This is a genomic window from Njordella aestuarii (assembly GCF_056494165.1).
Genome location: NZ_CM151397.1, coordinates 6,459,709 through 6,479,492, shown reverse-complemented (window position 1 = coordinate 6,479,492; position 19,784 = coordinate 6,459,709). Strand labels below are relative to the sequence as shown.

Annotated in this window: 11 protein-coding genes and 1 tRNA gene; 6 read left to right on the top strand and 6 right to left on the bottom strand. The window is 50.8% G+C overall.

Annotation, left to right across the window (positions count from 1 at the left end):
• The first annotated feature begins 207 nt into the window (after nucleotides 1–207).
• The 5 genes from SH451x_RS25265 (at nucleotide 208) to SH451x_RS25245 (ending at nucleotide 14,118) form a co-directional block, all read left to right on the top strand.
• On the top strand, nucleotides 208–1,518 hold the full coding sequence (locus SH451x_RS25265; protein WP_479360088.1) for a coproporphyrinogen-III oxidase family protein: 1,311 nt from the start codon (nucleotides 208–210) through the stop codon (nucleotides 1,516–1,518).
• Nucleotides 1,515–1,976, top strand: a complete 462-nt coding sequence (locus SH451x_RS25260) for a glycine cleavage system protein H (protein WP_479360087.1) — start codon at nucleotides 1,515–1,517, stop codon at nucleotides 1,974–1,976. Before SH451x_RS25265 ends, SH451x_RS25260 begins: the two co-directional genes overlap by 4 nt.
• A gap of 3 nt (nucleotides 1,977–1,979) precedes the next feature.
• Nucleotides 1,980–2,921 carry an aminotransferase class IV gene (locus tag SH451x_RS25255; protein ID WP_479360086.1) on the top strand — a complete coding sequence of 314 codons (942 nt, stop codon included), beginning with the start codon at nucleotides 1,980–1,982 and terminating at the stop codon, nucleotides 2,919–2,921.
• Between the two features lie 329 nt (nucleotides 2,922–3,250).
• Nucleotides 3,251–7,213: a hypothetical protein gene (locus tag SH451x_RS25250; protein WP_479360085.1), complete on the top strand. Its 3,963-nt coding sequence runs from the start codon at nucleotides 3,251–3,253 to the stop codon at nucleotides 7,211–7,213.
• A 2-nt stretch (nucleotides 7,214–7,215) separates the two neighbouring features.
• Complete coding sequence (locus tag SH451x_RS25245) at nucleotides 7,216–14,118, top strand: hypothetical protein (RefSeq protein WP_479360083.1); 6,903 nt, start codon at nucleotides 7,216–7,218, stop codon at nucleotides 14,116–14,118.
• 56 nt (nucleotides 14,119–14,174) lie between these two features.
• On the opposite strand, the gene SH451x_RS25240 is transcribed toward SH451x_RS25245, so the two are convergent.
• Nucleotides 14,175–14,933 carry a glycosyltransferase family 2 protein gene (locus tag SH451x_RS25240; protein WP_479360082.1) on the bottom strand — a complete coding sequence of 253 codons (759 nt, stop codon included), beginning with the start codon at nucleotides 14,931–14,933 and terminating at the stop codon, nucleotides 14,175–14,177.
• 260 nt (nucleotides 14,934–15,193) lie between these two features.
• Between SH451x_RS25240 and SH451x_RS25235 the strand changes: the two genes are divergently transcribed.
• Nucleotides 15,194–15,267, top strand: a tRNA-Arg gene (locus SH451x_RS25235).
• Here SH451x_RS25235 and SH451x_RS25230 read toward each other — a convergent pair.
• The 5 genes from SH451x_RS25230 to SH451x_RS25210 all read right to left on the bottom strand — a co-directional run bounded on the left by SH451x_RS25230 (nucleotide 15,241) and on the right by SH451x_RS25210 (nucleotide 19,745).
• Nucleotides 15,241–16,566 (bottom strand): tyrosine-type recombinase/integrase, encoded by a 1,326-nt coding sequence (locus SH451x_RS25230; RefSeq protein WP_479360081.1) that lies wholly within the window; start codon nucleotides 16,564–16,566, stop codon nucleotides 15,241–15,243. The two genes, SH451x_RS25235 and SH451x_RS25230, sit on opposite strands and share 27 nt — an antisense overlap.
• A gap of 110 nt (nucleotides 16,567–16,676) precedes the next feature.
• Nucleotides 16,677–16,910 (bottom strand): hypothetical protein, encoded by a 234-nt coding sequence (locus SH451x_RS25225; protein WP_479360080.1) that lies wholly within the window; start codon nucleotides 16,908–16,910, stop codon nucleotides 16,677–16,679.
• An 18-nt stretch (nucleotides 16,911–16,928) separates the two neighbouring features.
• The gene (locus tag SH451x_RS25220; RefSeq protein WP_479360079.1) at nucleotides 16,929–17,297 is read right to left on the bottom strand and encodes a hypothetical protein; all 369 of its coding nucleotides are present in this window, start codon (nucleotides 17,295–17,297) and stop codon (nucleotides 16,929–16,931) included.
• Nucleotides 17,298–17,319: 22 nt separating this feature from the next.
• Nucleotides 17,320–19,146, bottom strand: coding sequence for a DNA polymerase (locus SH451x_RS25215; RefSeq protein ID WP_479360078.1), 1,827 nt, complete (start codon nucleotides 19,144–19,146; stop codon nucleotides 17,320–17,322).
• On the bottom strand, nucleotides 19,146–19,745 hold the full coding sequence (locus SH451x_RS25210; RefSeq protein WP_479360077.1) for a hypothetical protein: 600 nt from the start codon (nucleotides 19,743–19,745) through the stop codon (nucleotides 19,146–19,148). The genes SH451x_RS25215 and SH451x_RS25210 overlap by 1 nt, the downstream gene beginning before the upstream one ends.
• Nucleotides 19,746–19,784 lie beyond the last annotated feature (39 nt).

Genomic DNA, 19,784 nt, shown 5'->3' with positions numbered 1-19,784 from the left:
CGGTATTGCAGAACTTTAGTGTCGGAGCGGGTTCCCAGAATTCGTGGGACTACTGCAAATATCCTGTGCAAATGGGTGGTTCGATGATTTCTGCTCGGTAAGATGTTAGTATGGTCCGTCCCGCCCAGTTCCAGCTCTAATCGCGATCCGATTTTGGTCTCAGTTGCTGGCTTGCAAAAATACTCTCTCGCTTCATAGGTAACAGTAATGTCAACCGACACAGTCAAAACAGAAGTCGGTAGCTATTTCATTTCGAACTATCCCCCATATTCGCAGTGGAGCGAAGACTATCTGCCCGACATCAAGGCTGCCCTGGCTAACCCACCTGTCGCAGATACGCCGTTGGGACTTTACTTGCATATTCCTTTTTGTCGGAAGCGATGCAAGTTCTGCTATTTCAAAGTCTTTACGGACGTCAATGCAAAAGAGATCGAGCGGTATGTCTCGGCGCTATGCCGCGAAATTGAGATTGTCTCGCAACAGCCGGTGATGGGCAATCGACCTTTCCGATTCGTATATTTCGGTGGTGGAACTCCTAGCTTCCTGTCGCCCAAACAACTGAACAGTTTGGCCGATCGCTTGCGAGCCAATATATCTTGGGACAAGGCTGAAGAGGTCACGTTCGAGTGCGAACCCGGAACTTTGAGTGAGACCAAGGTCAAGACCTTGCGCGAGATGGGGGTTACGCGACTGAGTTTGGGCATCGAAAACTTCAGCGATGCAATTCTCGAAGAGAATGGTCGCGCGCATTTGAGCCGCGAAGTCGACAATGCATGGAAATGGATCCGAGAAGCCGGATTCCCGAATGTGAACATCGATTTGATTTCGGGCATGGTGGGAGAAACTTGGGACAACTGGAAAGAGAATATTCGGCGTACGCTGGAACTGTCGCCGGAGAGCATTACGATTTATCAGATGGAACTTCCGTACAATACGGTCTATTCCAAAGACTTGTTAGGCAACAACAAGGAGTCGCCCGTTGCAGATTGGCCTACCAAGCGTGCTTGGGTTGAACATGCGTATGACGAATTCCGCGCTGCAGGCTATTCGATCAGTAGTGCCTACACACTGATCAAGGACAAATCCAAAGTCAGCTTCAGCTATCGCGATCATCTGTGGCGCGGCGCTGATTTGCTGGCAACCGGTATCGCAAGCTTTGGTCATGCAAGCGGCGTCCACTACCAGAATCGGCCCGAGATGCCTCAATACCTTGATTCGCTGCTTGAGCGAAGCGAGCTGCCTCTGGGACGAGCCTTTGTACCTACGGCACATCAGAAACTGATTCGCGAAATGGTGCTACAGCTTAAGAGCGGAGTGCTTCATACCAAGTATTTCCAGGACAAATTCAATGTTGATATCATCAGCGAATGGAATGATGTTTGGCAGAAATATGCTGAAGAAGGCTTGCTGGGCTTTAACAACGATCGTGTCGATCTAACAACAGCGGGTCTACTTCGCGTCGATTCGCTGTTGCCTGCATTCTTTGAAGAAGAGCATCGCGGGGTTCGCTATACATGACCGAAACGCTCACGTTTATGATGGGCGAGTTTGCTGCTGAAATTCCAACCGATCGATCTTACATTCGCAATCACATGTGGACGATACCCGTCAGTGATGGCGTTTATCGATTCGGATTCAGTGCCTATGCAGTGCGGTTGCTGCAAGATATCTATTTCATCGATTTCGATGTTTCCGAAGCTACGCCTGTTTCGTCCCGGCAAGAGATTGGTTCCATCGAAAGCAAGAAAGCCGAAAGCGGAATCTATTCGCCATGCGCTGGTACCTTGCAAAACATCAACGCCGAAGTGATCCGAGATCCGTCGGTTATCAATGTCGATAAGTATGGTGAAGGCTGGCTGTTCGATATTGAAGCGACCGAAATCGCGACGCTGTCTGCGCAAGAGTATCTGGTGCATTTGGTTGCAGTTTGGGAAGTAGCGCAGCGGACAATCAAAGGTCAGGCAAATACCGAGTAGGATATGCACCAGTCGAACGGCGAAAATACGGTTGCTTACTTTAACGGGCAGTGGAGACTGAGAAAGGACATCCACTGGGAATTGCATGATGTTGGCCCGATGATGGGTGCGATTGCCGTCGAGCGTCTGCGCACGTTCAATCAACAGCTTCCGCCATTGGAATTGTATCGCAAGCGATTTGACCGGAGTGTGCTGGAGGTCGGCGCCTCGGCTTTGCAAGAGGGAGTCTTCGCGCAAATTGCAGCGGATTTAGTCGAGCAGAATCGAAGTTGGGTTCAAGAACAAGGTGACGCAGCAATCGGCTTCCTTGCCTCGGCCGGAATGCAGAACGATGTTGAGGGCCGCTCCACTGTGATGGCCTTCTTAGAGCCTTTGCCATGGAAGCGACTCAGCGACTACTACTTGCATGGTGTTTCGATTGTCGTGTCGACAGTGCGAAATGTACCTGACGCTTGCTGGCCGGTAGCCGCTAAAGTCCGCAGTCGATTGCATTACTTTCAAGCTCAACGCGAAGCACAGGTCGTAAATTCTAGATCGATCGCACTTTTGCTCGATCTAACTGGAAACGTAACTGACACAGCCCTGGCGAGTCTCGTAGTGAATCGAAGTGGCGAATGGTTCGCGCCAACTGCAGATGCAATACTGCCAAGCGTCACGCAGTCGCGTTTCGAGTCGCAACTGGCTGAGCAATTTTCGATTCGCAAACGTCCGATTCCGATCGGAGAAATGTTGGAAGCAGATGAAGCGGTTTTGCTAGGTACGACCGGTCAGATACATGCGGTTGCGAACGTTGACTTAAGTCGACATGGGCTGGGTGGTCGTAGTTTGCCTGGTATCGATGGAAACGCTTACAAAGCACTCCTGGCGGCATGGAAGGGGCAGGTCGGCTTCGATTTTGAAAAACAAGCCATCGAGCGAGCGTCACAGATTTCTGAGGTTGGTTAGCGGTTGTTGCGATTTTGCGGGCAGGGAGGCCGGTCCTTTCACGTAACAATGTGGCAGATGGGGACTTTGCTGGTTCAAAAGCCTGCGGGGTTTGCGTAAAATGTAGTGCTGGGCCCGCCTCGTTTTCGCGTGGAAGCGACCCTCCCAACATCGAGAATCTGCAAGCCTTCCAGTAAATCGAGCTCTGGATAGCAAGTTCGCACTGACCAGTATTTTATAGTTCGATCAAATCAACGTTTGCCAGCAACCTGCTCCTCATCTCAGTTTACTTCAGCCGTTTTCCAGAAGGCTGGAGTACTTTACATAAGCTACCTGTGACGATCATCCCCATGTTCTTCCAAAAGCTCGTCACACTCCTATACCAACTGGGATGCAAACACAATTGCGTTCTGACTGCATTGGTGTTGGCCCGCTTTACGGTGGTACGATCTTGCTGGGCTGCCGTTTTCCTGATGGCGTCGGCGGCGGTGGTTTGCGTTGCTCAGGAAGGTGCCCCCGAAAAGGCTCCCCCGCTATCGCCACCTAACCCAGTGACGGCAGATGAACAAGCAGAGCAGGCCGAGGAGCTAGATTCCGACGGTACAGTCGAACTGCCTCGGATGCAATATGAAGTACTTCAGCGTATCGAGCGTTTTTTGAACGAGCAGTTGTTGTCTGCGGCAAATGCGACCGATCCAGTAACTTTGGAGTCGGTGAAGCTGAATGGCGAAGTTGAAAATGGATTTGTTAAACTTACATTGCAAGCAACTGCGCAGGTGCACCGTCCTTCGTTTGTTCCTGTCCGAATTCCACTCGGTCTTTCAAATATGATCGTAAGTGAATTCACATCTGCGGGCCACTTGGATTCCAGAATATTGCCAGCTAATGCCGACACGAGTGCGGCTTCCGAATTCCGCGACCCGCCGCCGCTAAACGGATCTCAGGCTCCGACCGCTTCCGCTGTCCAGTCTCAGTTGCTAGCCAGTATGGACACGGGCATCGTATGGGAGCTTTTTCCGGATACGCAGCGCGAGGTTTTCAAGGAAATCTTGACGAGCCCAGCCGAGCCACCTGGAGAGAACATCACGGGGAGAAAGTGCGAGCTGACGCTGAAAGGTTATATCAAGATTGAATCGAGCGGACGGAAAAGAACTGTTCAATTCGATCTGCCCAATGTTATCAGTCAGGCAACCATCAGCCTTCCCATGTTAGCCAACGATGTGACTTGGTCGGAAGGGCCTAACCAAAAATTGGAACTGCGCGAGCTCGAAAACTCGCTTTTGGTTGATCGAATCGGAATCGGTGATTCCAGCGAGCTTGCTTGGACCGAGTCCAATTCAAATAAGACGGTTCAGTCGACAGAAATTAAAAGTATCACCCGCTTTGAGGCGAGTTTGGATGGTACGGGGTGGGAAGCCCTGACGACGTTGGTCGTCAATTCGATTAGCGATGCTGGAACACGCGATTTTGAGCTGAGATTACCGCCTAACAGCGAATGGAAGCCTGTGACGGATTCTACGGTTCGGGCCGGATGGACGATAACGTTGCGTAACCCTCCGCCCAACTCCGACCAGGACCCTGCGCTAAACTCGGGCGCACGATTGCAGTTGCGCGTGACTGCCGAGGAGATCGCGAAGGGAACGAATCCGATTGAAATTCGCTGGACGTGGCAGCCGCCAGCCAAACTGGGGCAGGATTTTTCGCTTCAGACGATCGGTATTGAATCAGCGGAACGGCATGACGGAGTTATCGAGGTATTGCTTCCAGCTCAATCGCAACTGAAGTGGAAGACTGGTGAAAACAGCAGTTTAGTCAAGCGATCAATTGAGGCAGGTCCGACGGAGCTTCTGAACTACACGTTCAAGTTTTCGCGAACGCCGGTCGACATCACTGCGGCTATTCAAGAATCGGTAACTCAATTGCAGTATCGCCCAGAGTTCTTGGCTACACTGAACAGTCAAGCGATCGAGCTGACTGGCTTGCTCAACTTTTCTACTGACCCATCTCAAATGGTTGGCCTTGAGATTGAGCTTGGAGATTGGATAGTAAAGGATATTGTCTGGAACCAGAGCGGGCAAGCAATTGAATACAATCAAGATGCCAACGGTACAGTTCATTTTGATCCAGTGAGTCTTTATCGCCGCAGCGACCCAACAGGATCGGTCGCTACAGCAAATGGACGGGTTATAAAGTTGAGTTTGCTCAAGCCGCTGCCGGTGGATCAAGCCTCGGGCAATATCGACGTCGAAATCAAGCCTCCTTCGATTGTATGGCTAAATGATCAAGGCGAGGCTGTGAACGACGTTGGAAATGGTTGGTTAGCGATTGCCGCACCCAGTTGGCAGGTTCAAAAGCGAGCCATCCAACTCCAGTCATTGACCGCGGTAGAAGAGCAACCTCCACTGCTCGCAAGCATTCTAAAAGCGGAAGAGGTCACTCTTTTTCAGGCCTATCTTTTCAACGACCGGAGCGGCGCTCCCGCATGGAAAAGTACGTTACGCAGAAAGCCCAACCTCGCAACTCAAATGGTTGAAACCGATGTTCGGATTGATCAAGACAGTTATCGGGTACAAAAGACTTGGAAGATTCGTCAGAACAATTGGAAAGACCTGAAATTCCAGTTGATTGTGCCCGATGTGGTAGCCGCCGATCTTATTGCAACCGGCGAAGCAGTACCGCTACTATCTTCGTCTGTGTTTACACTGAATGGCGCACGAGTGCGTTGCCAAGTTGCTCCCGTCGAAGTTGACGCGGAAACGGACGAGTCTTTGCCTGCAAGCATTCCTGAAGGTTGGGTAGTCGTGCTACCAGAACTAGGTGAAACACCGGAGCAGTTCGATTTGCAGTTGGGCATGTCAGTACCTTTGCAGCCTAAAAATGAATCGACACCTGGCGGCAGTGCATCTGAAGTAGAAAGTAGTTCGCTTGAGATCCCGTATTTGCTTTCGGATAGTCCTTTGATGACTGTTGACAAGCATGTGAAACTAGCAGTGGACGCAGCTTGGAAGGCAGACTTCATCGCCAATGGTCGCGTTGTAACGGTGTATCCAGGACAAGTTGCTGAGCCGACATTGTTAGCGGATTCTGTCGGGCGATTACCGATGAAGCTTGAACGATTGGCTCTGGTGCGACCAGCGGCAGTTCAAATCAATCAAGTCTGGTTGCAAACAGCGCTTAATAATTCTGATCGTCGCGATCGTTGCGTCGTCGATTTATCGACTGCTGCTAGGCAACTCGAACTGGAGCTAGCGAATGCGGATATAAGCAATCTAACCAGCGTTTTAGTTGACGGACAACGCATCGAGCCGCAGCGTGTCGAGGGGACATCTTCTTTAATTATTATGCTGCCCCGATCACCCTCAACTGCAGTCAAAACGTCGCCGGAAAGCGAGGGCATTTCGCCGTCAAACGCGACCAATGATGTCGGACCAAACAGTGGCGATTTGCAGACGGTACTGCCGGCTGTCAGAAGGTATACCATTGAGATCTGGTTATGGTCCAGAGTTTCGCGAAACTATATCGATCGAGTGCCGGAAGTGCTTCCTCGCATCAAGGACGCGAATGAGCCAGCGCCGAAGATCTGGCAGGTATTGGTGCCTGAGTATGACCATTTATGGACTGCGTCGGCGCGTCTCATGCCTGAATATAATTGGCAATGGAACGGGCTTTCGCTGCAACGTCAAAGTGTTATGCAACAGAAGGAGTTGGAGCTTTTGACGCGGGCGACAGAGCAACCAGCGTTTGGAGTTGAAGCGAACCGTTACCTGTTTACTAATTTAGCTTCTGAGTTTGGTAAGGATTCACGGGAAAAAGCGCAGTATGTGTTTATCGTGCCTCGTTACGTACTGTTTGCGCCCGTTTGCTTGTTATGTATCGTTGTGACGTGTCTCTTGCTATATATTCCTGCACTGCGGACCGTGTGGATGTTGGGAGTTACAGCAGCGATTGCAACCGTTTTTGCAACGGTTTCAACCGATTTGGCTATTATCGTTACGCAGGCTATCGCTGCATCACTTTTCTTCGTCGCCGTGTTGTTGCTTTTGCGCTGGAGTATTCATCGGCGCGTTTATCAGCGGAGTGTGTTTGCCAATCGATCGAGGGGTGCGTCATCAGTCGTTGCGCCCGCGAACACAGTCGACTTTGGAACAGAAGGTTCCAGCGAAAATCGCAGCACTGATTCGTCTGTTGAGAGCTTTGGTCGAGGCCCTAACAGTATTGTCGGTTCGACGAAGTCCGTACAAATTGATTCAGCAGAGCGACATAAGCTCGAATCGCGAGAAGCAGGTGCGAGCAGTGTAGTTGAGGGGCTGTGAGCATGGTTTCAAAAACTAAATTGCGATTCAGTTTTCTCTCCAATCTTACGTTCGTATTCGTTGCGGTAATCTTCGTAGTTGCTGGTACTGCAGCGGCGCAGGAGAAGGCTGAAACTTCGTTGAACGATCCAAAAGAAGCGTCGTCGGCGTTGGAAACTCTCAAAGATGGCGGCTATCGATGGACGTTTGAGGATGTAAACGACGTTGACGCTCGACTAGGGGAGGGGTACCTGAAGCTGCCTTTCAAGGAGTTGCTCTTGAGCTTGGCGGCTAAGGAAGTTGTTGACAATAAAGTACTTGAATCTGCTGAATACAATGTAGAGCTAATCAACGACACTCTTTACGGCACGGCTGAACTGGCGCTTTCCGAAAATAGCCAGAACCTTTTTGAGCTTAAGCCATTTTCGCCTGCAATGCTTTCCCAGGAGATGCTTTCAAGCGTCGACAGTCATGGTGACGCTTGGGCCGTACCCAGCGGGTTTGGTCGCAATGGTCATGCTCAGTTTGAGGCGGCAGCAGGTGAACGGCTTAAGCTTGGATGGCAGCAAATGCCTCAGGCGACGTCAGTGGCATCTGACATCAAAGTGTACGAAATCTATTTGCCATGGGCTGCGAAAGCAACCTTCCGTGTGCTGATGCCAAGGGATTTCGAAGTCATCGAATCAAACGTTCCCGTGCGTCGGTCTGATAAAGAGTTTGCAAGTGTTTTCGCTCAGTTAATTGGAGCAAGTCCGTCTGACCAAGTTGATTTCTGGGAGTTTGAATGTGGTGCACAGACGCTGTTAAAAGTTGCGATACGCAAGAAAGAGTCGCTTCAACTCAATACGCAACTTCTGTTTAACTCCGAGCAACTAGATTGGATTGTTCAGAGTGCTGGCTTAGAGTTAAACGCTAGTTTCGTAATTGAAGATGACGCGACACCTTCGGTCCTTGAGCTGGAAATTGATCCTCGCGTGCGTATACGCAATTTGACCTGGGACCAGCAAAAGATCGATTGGTCGTTTGATGCTGAAGAAAATCTGATCCGTTTGTTGCCAGTTGAATCCGAGGGACAGGGTGTCACGACGCAGCACAGGCTGGTAATCTCTGCGTCTTCGTCTTGGCCACTGGATGTCCTTTCGAACGCAACGGATTTAGAGAATCGCCGTCTAACGACACTGCCTGGTATCCGACTTCATGGGGCATTAGCGATTGAAGGCCGCGGTTCGATCAGCTTACATTCTGACTGGGAGCTGGCAGATTTCGAACTGCATGATGCCGAGATAACATCGCGTAGTGGTACAACGGAACGTGGAGGGATGGGGCGTATCGACTTTTCCTGGGCTGTTCAAAAGCCGAATGCCAAGATGTTGCTCAGTCCTCGAGTGAGCCGTCCACGGGCTCAAAGCTTACTCTTGCTCACGAACGAGGAAGATATAGCGAAGGCTACGGCCTTTGTGAGGTTGAATCCAACGGCAGAACCATGGGATTTGCTTCACATGAAAGTTCTTGACTCATGGGAGCTGGAGTCTGTTCGGGCAATCAGTTCTGACATAAGTTTTCAAGCGCAGCCAATCGGAGACAAGCCCAATCATTTCGAGCTTGTGTGCCTTGCTGGGATTGAAAACCAGCGTGTTGATTTGGAGCTAAAGTTTCGGACAAGAACTGCTGCCGATACTGCTATTGCAAAAGGTAATGAGCAACTTATTGCAATGCCGCAATCAGTCCCCTTCGAAATTCTGGGAATTGAGCAAGCGTGCGCTGCAGTATACACACCGCAGCAAGGTTTCGTTTTCCACGAAAACGCAATGCTCTATGGATTGATGAATACCGTCACACTCGACGCGTGGCAGGAAAGCCTTGTTGACAGCAAAACGAAAAGCTTGACGGTAAATGTCGATTCACTACTGCTTCCGTCCGTTACGTTGGTACGGCAACCCCCGGACCTCTCGGTTCGAACTTTGCATCACGTCCGCGTTGATCGCGATAAAACTGAGTCTCGCTTCCTGATTGAATGCGTTCCTGATCAGGTTGGATTGGCAAGAATTGATGTGCATCTTCCAGTCGAAGATACTCCAGTTCTATGGCGTGTTCTTTCTGGCGATGGTTCTCAGTTGCAAGACTGGAAGAGCATGATACTAGGCGAGCGGCGCTCGGTCGGCGACATCGAAAATCAACGCGACGACAGCAGACCACTTGCCAGGTTTCGTTTCGATAAAGTGGTAAACGACGCTTTCATTTTAGAATGTGTGTATTCGAGTCGAATTAGTGAAGGTTCAATTCAGCTTCCGAAACTGGCGGAACTGACCAGCAAGCGAGATCTACTGCTATCAAACCAGAACATAAGTTTGCTTACGAGAGATGGAGGCAAACCGCTCGTGTTGCGAAATATCAGTGTGGAAGAGTCGAGTTTATTTGATTCGCTAGCTCGATCTTCTGCACTGTTGTTGGGCAAAAAACTGGAGGACGATTTTGATGCCTACGAACTGCCTCCATACGCGGATTCGATAACTTTCCGTGTCGCCGACGATATACCAGCTACACGCGTGGTAGATACATTGCACCAGCGTACTTACGTTCAACGGGACGGAAGTTTGCTTTTAGAGCAAGAAGTTTTCTTGGGTGGCACATTTGTAGAAGAGCTTTCTTTTCAATTGCCGGTAGTTTGGGATCTGGTCGAAATTGTAGGGGATGGCCAGCCATTGAATTACTCAAGCACCGTAGAGAGCGACAACAAAATTTGGAAAATGTCGCTTCGATACAACGATGTCAGAAGTCGTCCAGATCGTGTAGTGCTGCGTTGGAGAGGGCCAAAGCTTGACTTTAAGTTTGGCAATGCACAGATCAAGCAGCCGAAGGTAATAACTAATGTCCATTCGCTCAGAAGCGAGCATGAGGTTTGGGCGACCGACAATTTTACTTTAGCCGATCCGCTTCCAGGTGCCCAGCAAAACAAGTCTGAGGCGCGCATGTCGCGGCGGCCTTGGATGTGGGCCAATCTTCTTATTACTTCCGATGCCAACGATTGGATTGGAGAATTGAACAAGGAAGGATTAAGGCTGGGCAGTTTATGGACTCCTGGCGACAATGTTGATCGACAACGACGTTTGTCGCATGAAGTCGTTGGTTTTGGTGGCGCTGTTGTTGAGCCATCATCGCAAGATGGCGTGCTGCGGATTACGGAGGTCAATGCAATCTTAGTTCAGCGATGGATACTCTTTCTTCTCGCAACAACGATGTTTGCAGCATTATCTCGCTTACATCGGACTGCACCTATCATCGTTTTATCGTCGCTGTTGGTGATATTTGTGAAGGTCGGGTTTGGACCAGTGGCTTCGCTAACTTTGCTGGGCTCAGCAGTTGGTTTACTGTTTGCGTTTCTGCAGCGAATCGCGCAACCAATGCTTGCATCGTCTGAGGAACCGACGCGATCCTTTCAGGTAAATGATCACAGTAAGGGAGGCAGATATGGATTGCGAAAGCGCTGGCTGACTGCTGGCGTTGTCTTGTTGGCGACGATATGTCATGCATGTGCGTGTTACGCGCAAACACCCACTAACGGTATCGCTTTCTCAGAAGAAAGCGCCGCGTCAGAGGAGAAGGGAGAATCCAAGAAAAACATTTTTGTTCCAATAGACCCGGGAACAATGCAAATCGCTGGTTATGTGCTTCTTGATGAAGATGATTCGCTGCTCAAAGGGCCGGCGGGGGAATCAGCTGGCGATTCATTTCGCCTATTGAACGCCTCTCACGTGATCCGGTATCGAAATGAAAGAGCTATTGCAGCCAGCCGAACGGCTTCGATGATCAATCGATACAAACTGCGGATCGACGATGCAGATGCTTCGGTACAGATCCCCTGGGATATTTCGGATACCGTATTTCAAAAGCTAATGGTGGATGGGAAGCCCGAATCGTTTGGCCGTAACTTGACGAACCTTGGACCAAATTTAATCTGGTCGCCGCAACGAGTGGGTACTTTTGACATTGAAGTTCATTCGCAATTGCGAGTCGGTAAGTCGGCAACGGATGAAATCAGTCATTCCAGCGGGATCATTCCATGTGCCGCTGCGACGCTCACGATCGATAGCGATCTGCCGATTCCAAAAGTTTCAGACGGGACCAAGCAGCTTAACGACGCCTTGTCACCTGAGATCCCATTGGGACCGATTCAGCGATTTACCGTGACTTGGCCTGCCAGCAACGTGCTTACGGGGCCTACTGAGATGCTACAGTACGACAGTGAGGCTCAGATTGTACTGCGCCAGAAGACACCCCTAGCAAATACAAGGGTGCGAGTTACAGGGTTGACTAATTCAGACTACCTTACACTTGAATGGAACAGCCAGTGGAAACCCGTTGCTTGCAGCCTTAATTCATCGCGAATGACGCCTATTGAAACGCAAGGTAGCATCGCAAAGAATCGAGCTATTTTGGACATCAGCAGCGCTTCGTCTGCGCGAAATGGGACTTTAAGTTTCGAGATTTACTGGCGGCCTGTTAATGAGGCAGTCGTTAGCTTGTCGCTACCAGAATTCAAGATTCTGGAGGCTCGGCAGAACAGTCGCGTTCTGCGTATAGCCAACAGTTCTAAAGATGTTTGGGCGATAGACGGTGTTAACACTTGGGTGCCACAGATTGCCTCTCCTCTGACGTCGTCCTTCGCAAGCAACGGCGACCTGGCGCCAGGAACGGTTGTGCGAATACCAGACAATTCAAACTCGGCGATTCTGCGAAGAAGGACTTCGGACTTAGAGATTCCCGATGCGCGAGTTGTAGTTGAATATGCCGTGGATACAAACGCAGTGGCAGTTGAGTGGAAGGGCATACCGGTTCGCTCTACCAACAACCGGACCATACAATCATGGCTCGTAGATAGTAAAATTCAAATTGAATCCGTAAAGGTGAACGGAGCCGATGTGCTGTTCACCTACGCAATGGTCACGCCTGAGCTCGGGCGACTTAAAGCATTCTTGGATCCTAAAACCGAGAACGTTTTTAATGTCACTTTGCGCGCACGAGCGGCCGTTTCGTCCGAGATCTCACAACCTTTACCGCTTATCTATTGGGAAGGGTTTCGCACCGTCCAGTCGGAATACAGTCTTGCCAAGGCTATTGGAATTCCGATCGAATTTCGTCAACTTCCATCTGGTCGCCTTGAGCGTACGGAAGTTGTTGAGGGTAGCACCCGAGGTCTTGACTACGCGTGGTACGAAGTCCAAGTTCGAGGTGAGGAGTCTGTGCCTTATCAGGTAGATTTATCCACTGATGGTTCCTCCAATAGTGATTTTTCTCTTCCCGACCGCCAATTGGCTAGTATTCTCTTTGAGTCGGGTCCTCAAGTGCAGACGCCATTGGAACGCATGGAGGCCAAGCTTAGCTTTCAGGCAGACCGGTGGGAGTACCGCGTACAAGGCTATTATCGACCTGAACTGCAAGACTCGGGAGTTGTTGTCGTGATTCCGACTGAACTTGTGAGTAATGTAGTGTTCGAAACCGAGGCGAAAATTCTTGGCGAGCGTGCTCAAGGCACGTATGTGTATTTGCTGCCAGCTAACGTGAACGAAGACGGTGCCTCAGGGTTTGCGTTTAATGTGACAGGTGCAAGGTCGGAATCGACGCTTAATATCAGTGTGCCGCGCATGCGTGTGTTGGGAGCTGCATCTGTGCCTTGTCTATTAACGCTACCTTCGCCAGAAATGTATCCCAACTGGAAGTGGGATGTCGCAGATTGGCAGCCAGTTTCGGATGCGGATAGGCTGGTATTCGGTGAGGCGTTGGCTTCGAGTAAAGATATGGCTCTACATCGTATCGGCTACAAAGACATTTTGCCTGTGCGAGGCTATCTAGAACAAAAGGATGCGAATCAGGTCCGGATTCCGGTAGCAATTCTTAAAGCACAATTGGAAAACGGAGTATTGGAAATAGATGGAGCGATCTGGTTAGAACCCAATGGGACAACGCAGTTTGAATTGTGTGCCAGCGAAGATATTGTCTTTGCAGCCAAGGTTGTGTCAGCGCCGAAAGGGCTTCGCCGTGTTAGCTGGCAGATCTCGGAAGTTAAGAACGACGCTGGCCAACCGTACCAGACAGTGCAATTGCAACTGGAAGATGACCAGTTGCCTCAGTGGGTGGCAATCCGTGCTCAGGCGAATGTGACGAAGGACCGGATTAGATCGCTATCGACGACAGACTTTTATGTTAGGGCTGCGGACAACAGGCGAGTCGATATTGCGCGAGGTTTCTTCAGTGGAGTTGGAATGGGGAGATTGGCTGCTGAAGGCGGTAACGGTCTAGACGAGCCGTCACACACGTCGACTTTGCTCAAGGATATCCAGGCAATTCTTGACGGGCATAGTGGAGCGATAGCGTCACTTAATTCGGCCGATCGTTATGCCTATCTGGCTCCATGGCGGCACGCATATCAGTCGCTTTGGGCGTTGGGGCGAGGATCAGCGGGTGAGAACACAGATTTGCTCCCAATGATCAACGACTATGATCGCTTGTTTGGAGAGCGAGTATCCGTCGGACGGCCGGTAGGTAAATACGAGAGGGCAGATGTCGGAGTGTCGAGGCTTTTTCCAGCGGAAGAATCTATTAACGAATGGGTGGCGTTTGACGAACGCGGATTGTATTGGGGATCATTTTTCAGCGAAGACCAGCAGCAAATCCGGGGAGATTCACTTGCGTTAGTGTTTGTTTGGATGCTGCCTTTGCTGATTGTCGCTGGAGCGATGGCGAGTCGATCATTCTTGGATTCAGTTGCAGCAAGTCTTCAGCAAGGGCCGTGGCGACTTTTGAGTTGGGCGGCACTGCTCGTAGCCACTCTTAGCAGTTTTTACTTGGTTGCACTTCTGTTGATCGCAGCAGCTCTGATACTGGCGGTCTATGCGTACATAATGAAGAAGGTAGTGATAAGCAGTTGAGCGAAAGTTGGCGTTATGGAGCTCTGTTTCGGCACCTCGCGCAAGCACGAAGCGGATTAGCGATTTGTTTTCTGTAATCCGTCGTTAACTTCGCGCACGTATGCTTTGCCAGTTGGGGTCCATGGGTGGATGAGGTTGAAATAGAAGATGTAGTAAATCGCCGCTACACCATCTTTCCATCCAATTTTCTTACCTTCTTCGTAAGTTCGGCCGTAATAAGAGATGGGAACTTCGTAAGTCCGAGCGTTAGTTTTGCAGATCGCAGAAGTTAGTTCCACTTCCATGCCGAATCCTCTGCTCTTGAGTTTGATCGGGCGTAGGACTTCGGCGCGAAAGGCTTTGTAGCATGTCTCGATGTCGGACATATTTCGGTTGGTAAGAATGTTCGAGAGGAACGTCAGCGATTTGTTGGCAAGGTAATGGTAGAAGTAGAGGACGCGGGCGGCTTTTTTAACCATGAATCGGCTTCCGAAAACGACGTCAGCTTGGTTATTTAGGATGGGGGCGACGAGGTCTGGTATTTCGGTAGGATCGTACTCAAGGTCGGCATCTTGGATGACGGCGATGTCGCCTGTGAAAACTTCAATTGCTTTTTTGATCGCGGCCGTTTTGCCTTGATTTGTTGGAAGCGAGTAGACGTGGAGATTGGAGTGGCTTTTTACTAACTCGAGCAGGAGTGCCTCCGTATTGTCGGTCGATGCGTCATTGACGACGATGACTTCAATATCGTCTAGGGGCAAGCTAAGGACGCGTTGGAGGAGCGTCTGAATCGTATCAGCTTCGTTATACGCGGGGACGAGGACTGAGATTTTCAAAGGAGTTTAAGGTCGTGAGGGGAAGCGGTAATTGGATCGTTGATCGCGGCGATATTCTAGAATAATTGACAAGAGGCGTGTGGAAGTACGATAGCTTAGTACGCAAACGGAGGTAGAAAAGTTGTTTTGGACTGGGAATTTGTGGGGAAAGCTCCACAAATGGACAAGAATCAGTCAGAAAGAGCGGGGTAGAGGGGGTGTGGAGAAAGTTACCGAGAACCTTTGACGCGAAGTGATAAGTCCTCATAATAACCGCACACGCCCTCGTAGCTCAGTTGGATAGAGCGCGGCTTTCCTAAAGCTGAGGTCACAGGTTCGATCCCTGTCGGGGGTACTCGGGGTGCAATCCCATGCTATCTGCGATAGGCAAAATGGCACTTTTCCTTGGGTTTTTGCCATTCTTGATTTTCGTCGATTCGCTCTGATTAGCAGAGATGTTACCACCGGCGTTACCACCGACGCTCGGTGGTAACACTACTTCGGCAACGGCTCGCTCCCAGTGGGCATCGGTGGTTTGCAGATAATGAGTTTCCGCAACCTTGCTGGAATGACCAAGCCAAGTATTGATTACGTGATCTGGAAACCGCTCTTGTAGGTCCGTTCGGCAACTTGCCCGCATATTCACGAACGGTTTCCCCCACGGAACAATGCCCGCTCGGCCCAATAGTCGGTTCAGTTGCGTTCGCAGATTTTGCGACCGGTCGGAATACCCACGAACACAATGTACCGCCCCAACAGGGGCCGCATGATAGGCGTTATCCAAAAGCGGACGCAGCTCGGGAAAGATCGGGCAGTATCGCAAACCAGTTTTGACAGAATCGATTCTTAGCCTGCCAGCTGACCAGTCCACATCGGCCCAAGTTAGCCCGAGTACTTCGGTCGGGCATCGCAAACCCGCAAACCGAACCAACCCCACGATCAACGCCCATTCGGTTTGCAATTCGTCGTCACAGAATTTCAACAGCTTCGCAATCGTGGCACGATCAACATAGTGGTCTCGCTCTCGATTTACTTCCGCACCAATCTTTTGATCGGCAGCCGGACTAACCGAAATGAGTCTAGCCCGCACCGCTTGGTGGAATAGCTGTTTGATCCGCTTGGCGTGTTTGTTTGCACTCGCTGTTGCCAGTCCCTTGCTTGGGCTGTCCTTCGTAGCGGGGGTACGTCCGGCATCTACCATCCACAATCGCCACGCATCAATGTCGGCAGGCGTGATGTCTGCAAGCAAACGACTCTTGGCGAAGTACTTATTGAAGTAGCCAATCGCTTGGTTAAAGTTCTTGACCGTGTTCGGCTTCAAGTCCGTCCGTGTGTCGATGTACTGTTTGAAGAATGCCGAACACAATCGAGTTTCCTCGGTATTTTTATTTCGTCGCTCGGCACCGACCAAACCCCACTCGGCCAACTTTTGACGCAATCGGCCCGTCAGATCATTAGCCCATTTGGCCGAATCTAGATCGGGTGCCAACCTTGCACCTTTTGCCCGAACCAACTCGGTAACATGCCGAGCCACATTGTCGGCGTTACGTTTAGAAATGTTGCCGAGCCACAGAACACGGGGTTTACCCTGTTCATCACGAAACCGCAATTTATAGCCCGGACGTGTGCCGCTTTGTTTATGCAAACTAGCCAAAATTTTCAACTCCCAATGGTTGAACCCATAACAAATGAAAGATCCACGGCGGTCGGTATGGGGGCCGATGTTCGGGAGCTACCCTAGCCGCGGAAATTAACACGACTCTACTAATTCTTGAAATTTGATTCGAGTGCGGTAAGTATTTGTATCGCCAAGGACATTGCGTTCTTCTTACTTAGTATCAATGTAAAAGGATTGCTAGGGTCGTCATTTGGAGCCAGGACATTTACTTTAATGTCGACACTGCTGTTTTTTAAGTACGTAGCATGCGAAACGGACACCTCACATTTTGGCTTGTAACCTTGTTCGCCGCGTTTGAACTTTCCCGCAATATTTTCCATGAATAGCTGTCTCTTTCCCTAAAAAATCACTAGATCTACCCGAGCACATCGACCTGAGTCTCTAACTACTTTAACAAGTCCCGCCGATTCAAGGTCCCGCAGGCCACGTTCAACGCTCTTGCGACCTAGCCCAAATGGTTTGCAGCGATTCACACACAGCACCAACGCCAAATGGTTGTTTTGCAATCCCGCCAAGTGCCACAGCACCAAACCGACTACGATAGCGTTCCGCCTTGGGATCTTGGACGCCGACGCCAACCAACCCATAGGAATGGGGCCACGCAAAAATGTTGTGCGTTTTCGATTGGTTCGCTTACTTGGTTTCGTAGTCGGCTCACATTCCGATCCCGAATAGCGAAACGCTTCAAGGTCAACGACATCTCCCATACGTTCACTTACTCCATAGTTATTAAAGAGATGATTCTTTATAAGACATATTATTAGATAGACGGGTGGTCCCGTTTGGTGCCACACCCCGTCCCGTTTGGTTCCACCTGGGCCCAAACCGGACCGGGTCTAGTTCGGCCAAAATCTCATTCACCAACCGCCACATCTCGGTTCCACGTTCGTCGGTAAAACGGTCGGGGTACACGATTACGTCGGCATCGGTATCCAACTCGAAACCTCCGAGCACAATGGCCGACGCTTCACGCATGGCCGATTGTGCCGCATCAATAGTTTCTTGAATCGATTCGGCGGGCCCTTCGATCAACACCGCATCATGGACGGGTGCACACAACCCAACGCCCCGTTCGGCCATGATCGAACACGCCAACCGCAACATCTCGGCCCCGTTCGCTTGGCATGGAAAGTTTGCCAAGGATCTAGGATTCACGTCGGGACCAATGTTCAACCGCCAACCGAATACAGTTTGCAGATTTCCATACAACATTGCATGGTCAACAGCAGATTCGGACCAACGCCAAAATCGTGGATACGTTTGCCGATGCAATCGCAACAGCTCCCGAGCCACATCAATCGGTTCGTTGATATTCGCAGCCAACGATTCGGCACCCATGCCATATTGCACCCCCAACACACACGCCTTGAATAATGCCCGCTCTCGCTTGTGTGTTTGTTTAGTTGCTGAATCTGGCACCGCTCCCGCTTGTTTGGCAAACGCCAAATAGGGATCCCCCGACCGATACGCTCGCATCATGTTGGTGTCATTCGAAAATGCCGCAGCAATTCCAAACTCTTGTTGCGACCAATCAACATACGCAATCGCATTACCCTCGGCGGGTTTGATCAGCGACCGCAACCAATTGCTCGGTCCAAAAATGTATTTTGAATTGCTCGGTTGGTTTCGTCCCGTCCGACTAGCCAACGGGCTCAGTAAGCAACGATTGCGACCGTCGGCACCAACCGCCAACGATTCCAAACGCATCTGTCCCAACGTGTGCCGCAGCTCCCGCCACTTGCCAACCTTAGACGGGTGCCGCTTGGCCATTTGCCGAAATGTTTCATCGTCCAACGCTAGCGAACCGCTGGGAAGTTTCGGCCATGCTATCCCATGCCGAACCAAATAGTTGGCCCACCGATCCGCCTTAAACGTTCGACCATCAAACACTTGGCCGTCGGGATCCACCCGAGCAATCAAACGCTCTTGAATAGTCGGCCAATTCTCCCGTAGTCCGCCAAGTGTGTCGGCATCGACCGGAACACCGCGATGTTCCATAGTCGCCACGGCTCGCATGTATCGACCACGCAAAAGTGCAAAATGTAAATCAATTCGATCAATGGTTTTCTCCAACAGTTGGGGCAACGCATCCACATCGGTTTGGCAATAGTCCAACAATGCAATTTGTTCGTCCGCCGAATAGGGACCGCCACGCATGGCCAATTCCCGCATCTCTTGTTTCTCGGACGCAACCATTGCATCTAAACCACAGTAAGACAACGCACCGAGCAACCCGCTACCACTTGGCACCGTTAGCCCGTTCGTCAAACATCGAAACTCGGTATACAGATCCAACACACGGTTCGGCATGGGCCAATCCATGGCAAGACAACAACCCAATTCGGCGGACGCAAAATAAGCGACCAATAGCGAATCGGGGCCAACTCCAAACGGCGGTTCCTGGGGTGTTTGATTCCATAGCCATTGCCGAACCAACTGGTTGGTCCGCAGCTCCCGAGCGACCAAGCAAACGGGCTCGGGCCGTTCGCCTGGTTGTGCTCGAAACTCAAAATCAACGCACCAAACCGCCCGAAACTCGGACAGTTTGGTGTGCATTAGGATTCACCACGCAGCCGACGCAACACGGGGTGGTCGGGCCGATCAACGAACCGATCCTTGAATGCCAAACGCAATAGCTCGGCAATGGTCGGCACGTCGGACCAATCGGGCTGGGGTAGATTCCCCAACGCAACGTTCGGCACGTAGCACCCCGCAGCCATATCGGCTACCACTTTCAACCATTGCGATTCGGCAATGCTAGCCGCTTCAATGGCCGATTCATGCCATCGGTTTGGCCGTCCGTCGGTTCCTGGCAACGTTAATGGCCACAGAAACGGAACGGGGCTGTTGCGACTCATGCATGTGACCAACAGCGTAGGCGTCACTTCACCCGCCAACAGATCCCGCACCGCAGGGGAAATCAAATAGACTTCCCGAGACTCTTTATCGGTAAAACAGCCGGTTGTGAAACGATTTTCCTCCCCAGCTCGGACCCTTACAAACTCCTGGCGGTTCGGCTTACGGACCGAGACCACCGTCAGGATCGGTTTCACTTGGGACAGCTCCGAAAAGTCTTGCGACAATCGCAGCTTGGCCAATTCGCTCGGGTCAAATGGATCGGGACTAGCCGACGAAATTGCAGTATCATTAGACATAGTTAGAAATCTCCATGCGGGTCGGTTGTGCTCCACACA

What these genes read in the sequence shown, in the direction of transcription:
- SH451x_RS25265 (WP_479360088.1), top strand. Translation starts at nt 208, where the DNA reads ATGTCAACCGACACAGTCAAAACAGAAGTCGGTAGCTATTTCATTTCG.
- SH451x_RS25260 (WP_479360087.1), top strand. Translation starts at nt 1,515, where the DNA reads ATGACCGAAACGCTCACGTTTATGATGGGCGAGTTTGCTGCTGAAATT.
- SH451x_RS25255 (WP_479360086.1), top strand. Translation starts at nt 1,980, where the DNA reads ATGCACCAGTCGAACGGCGAAAATACGGTTGCTTACTTTAACGGGCAG.
- SH451x_RS25250 (WP_479360085.1), top strand. Translation starts at nt 3,251, where the DNA reads ATGTTCTTCCAAAAGCTCGTCACACTCCTATACCAACTGGGATGCAAA.
- SH451x_RS25245 (WP_479360083.1), top strand. Translation starts at nt 7,216, where the DNA reads ATGGTTTCAAAAACTAAATTGCGATTCAGTTTTCTCTCCAATCTTACG.
- SH451x_RS25225 (WP_479360080.1), bottom strand. Translation starts at nt 16,910, where the DNA reads ATGGAAAATATTGCGGGAAAGTTCAAACGCGGCGAACAAGGTTACAAG.
- SH451x_RS25220 (WP_479360079.1), bottom strand. Translation starts at nt 17,297, where the DNA reads ATGGGAGATGTCGTTGACCTTGAAGCGTTTCGCTATTCGGGATCGGAA.
- SH451x_RS25215 (WP_479360078.1), bottom strand. Translation starts at nt 19,146, where the DNA reads ATGCACACCAAACTGTCCGAGTTTCGGGCGGTTTGGTGCGTTGATTTT.
- SH451x_RS25210 (WP_479360077.1), bottom strand. Translation starts at nt 19,745, where the DNA reads ATGTCTAATGATACTGCAATTTCGTCGGCTAGTCCCGATCCATTTGAC.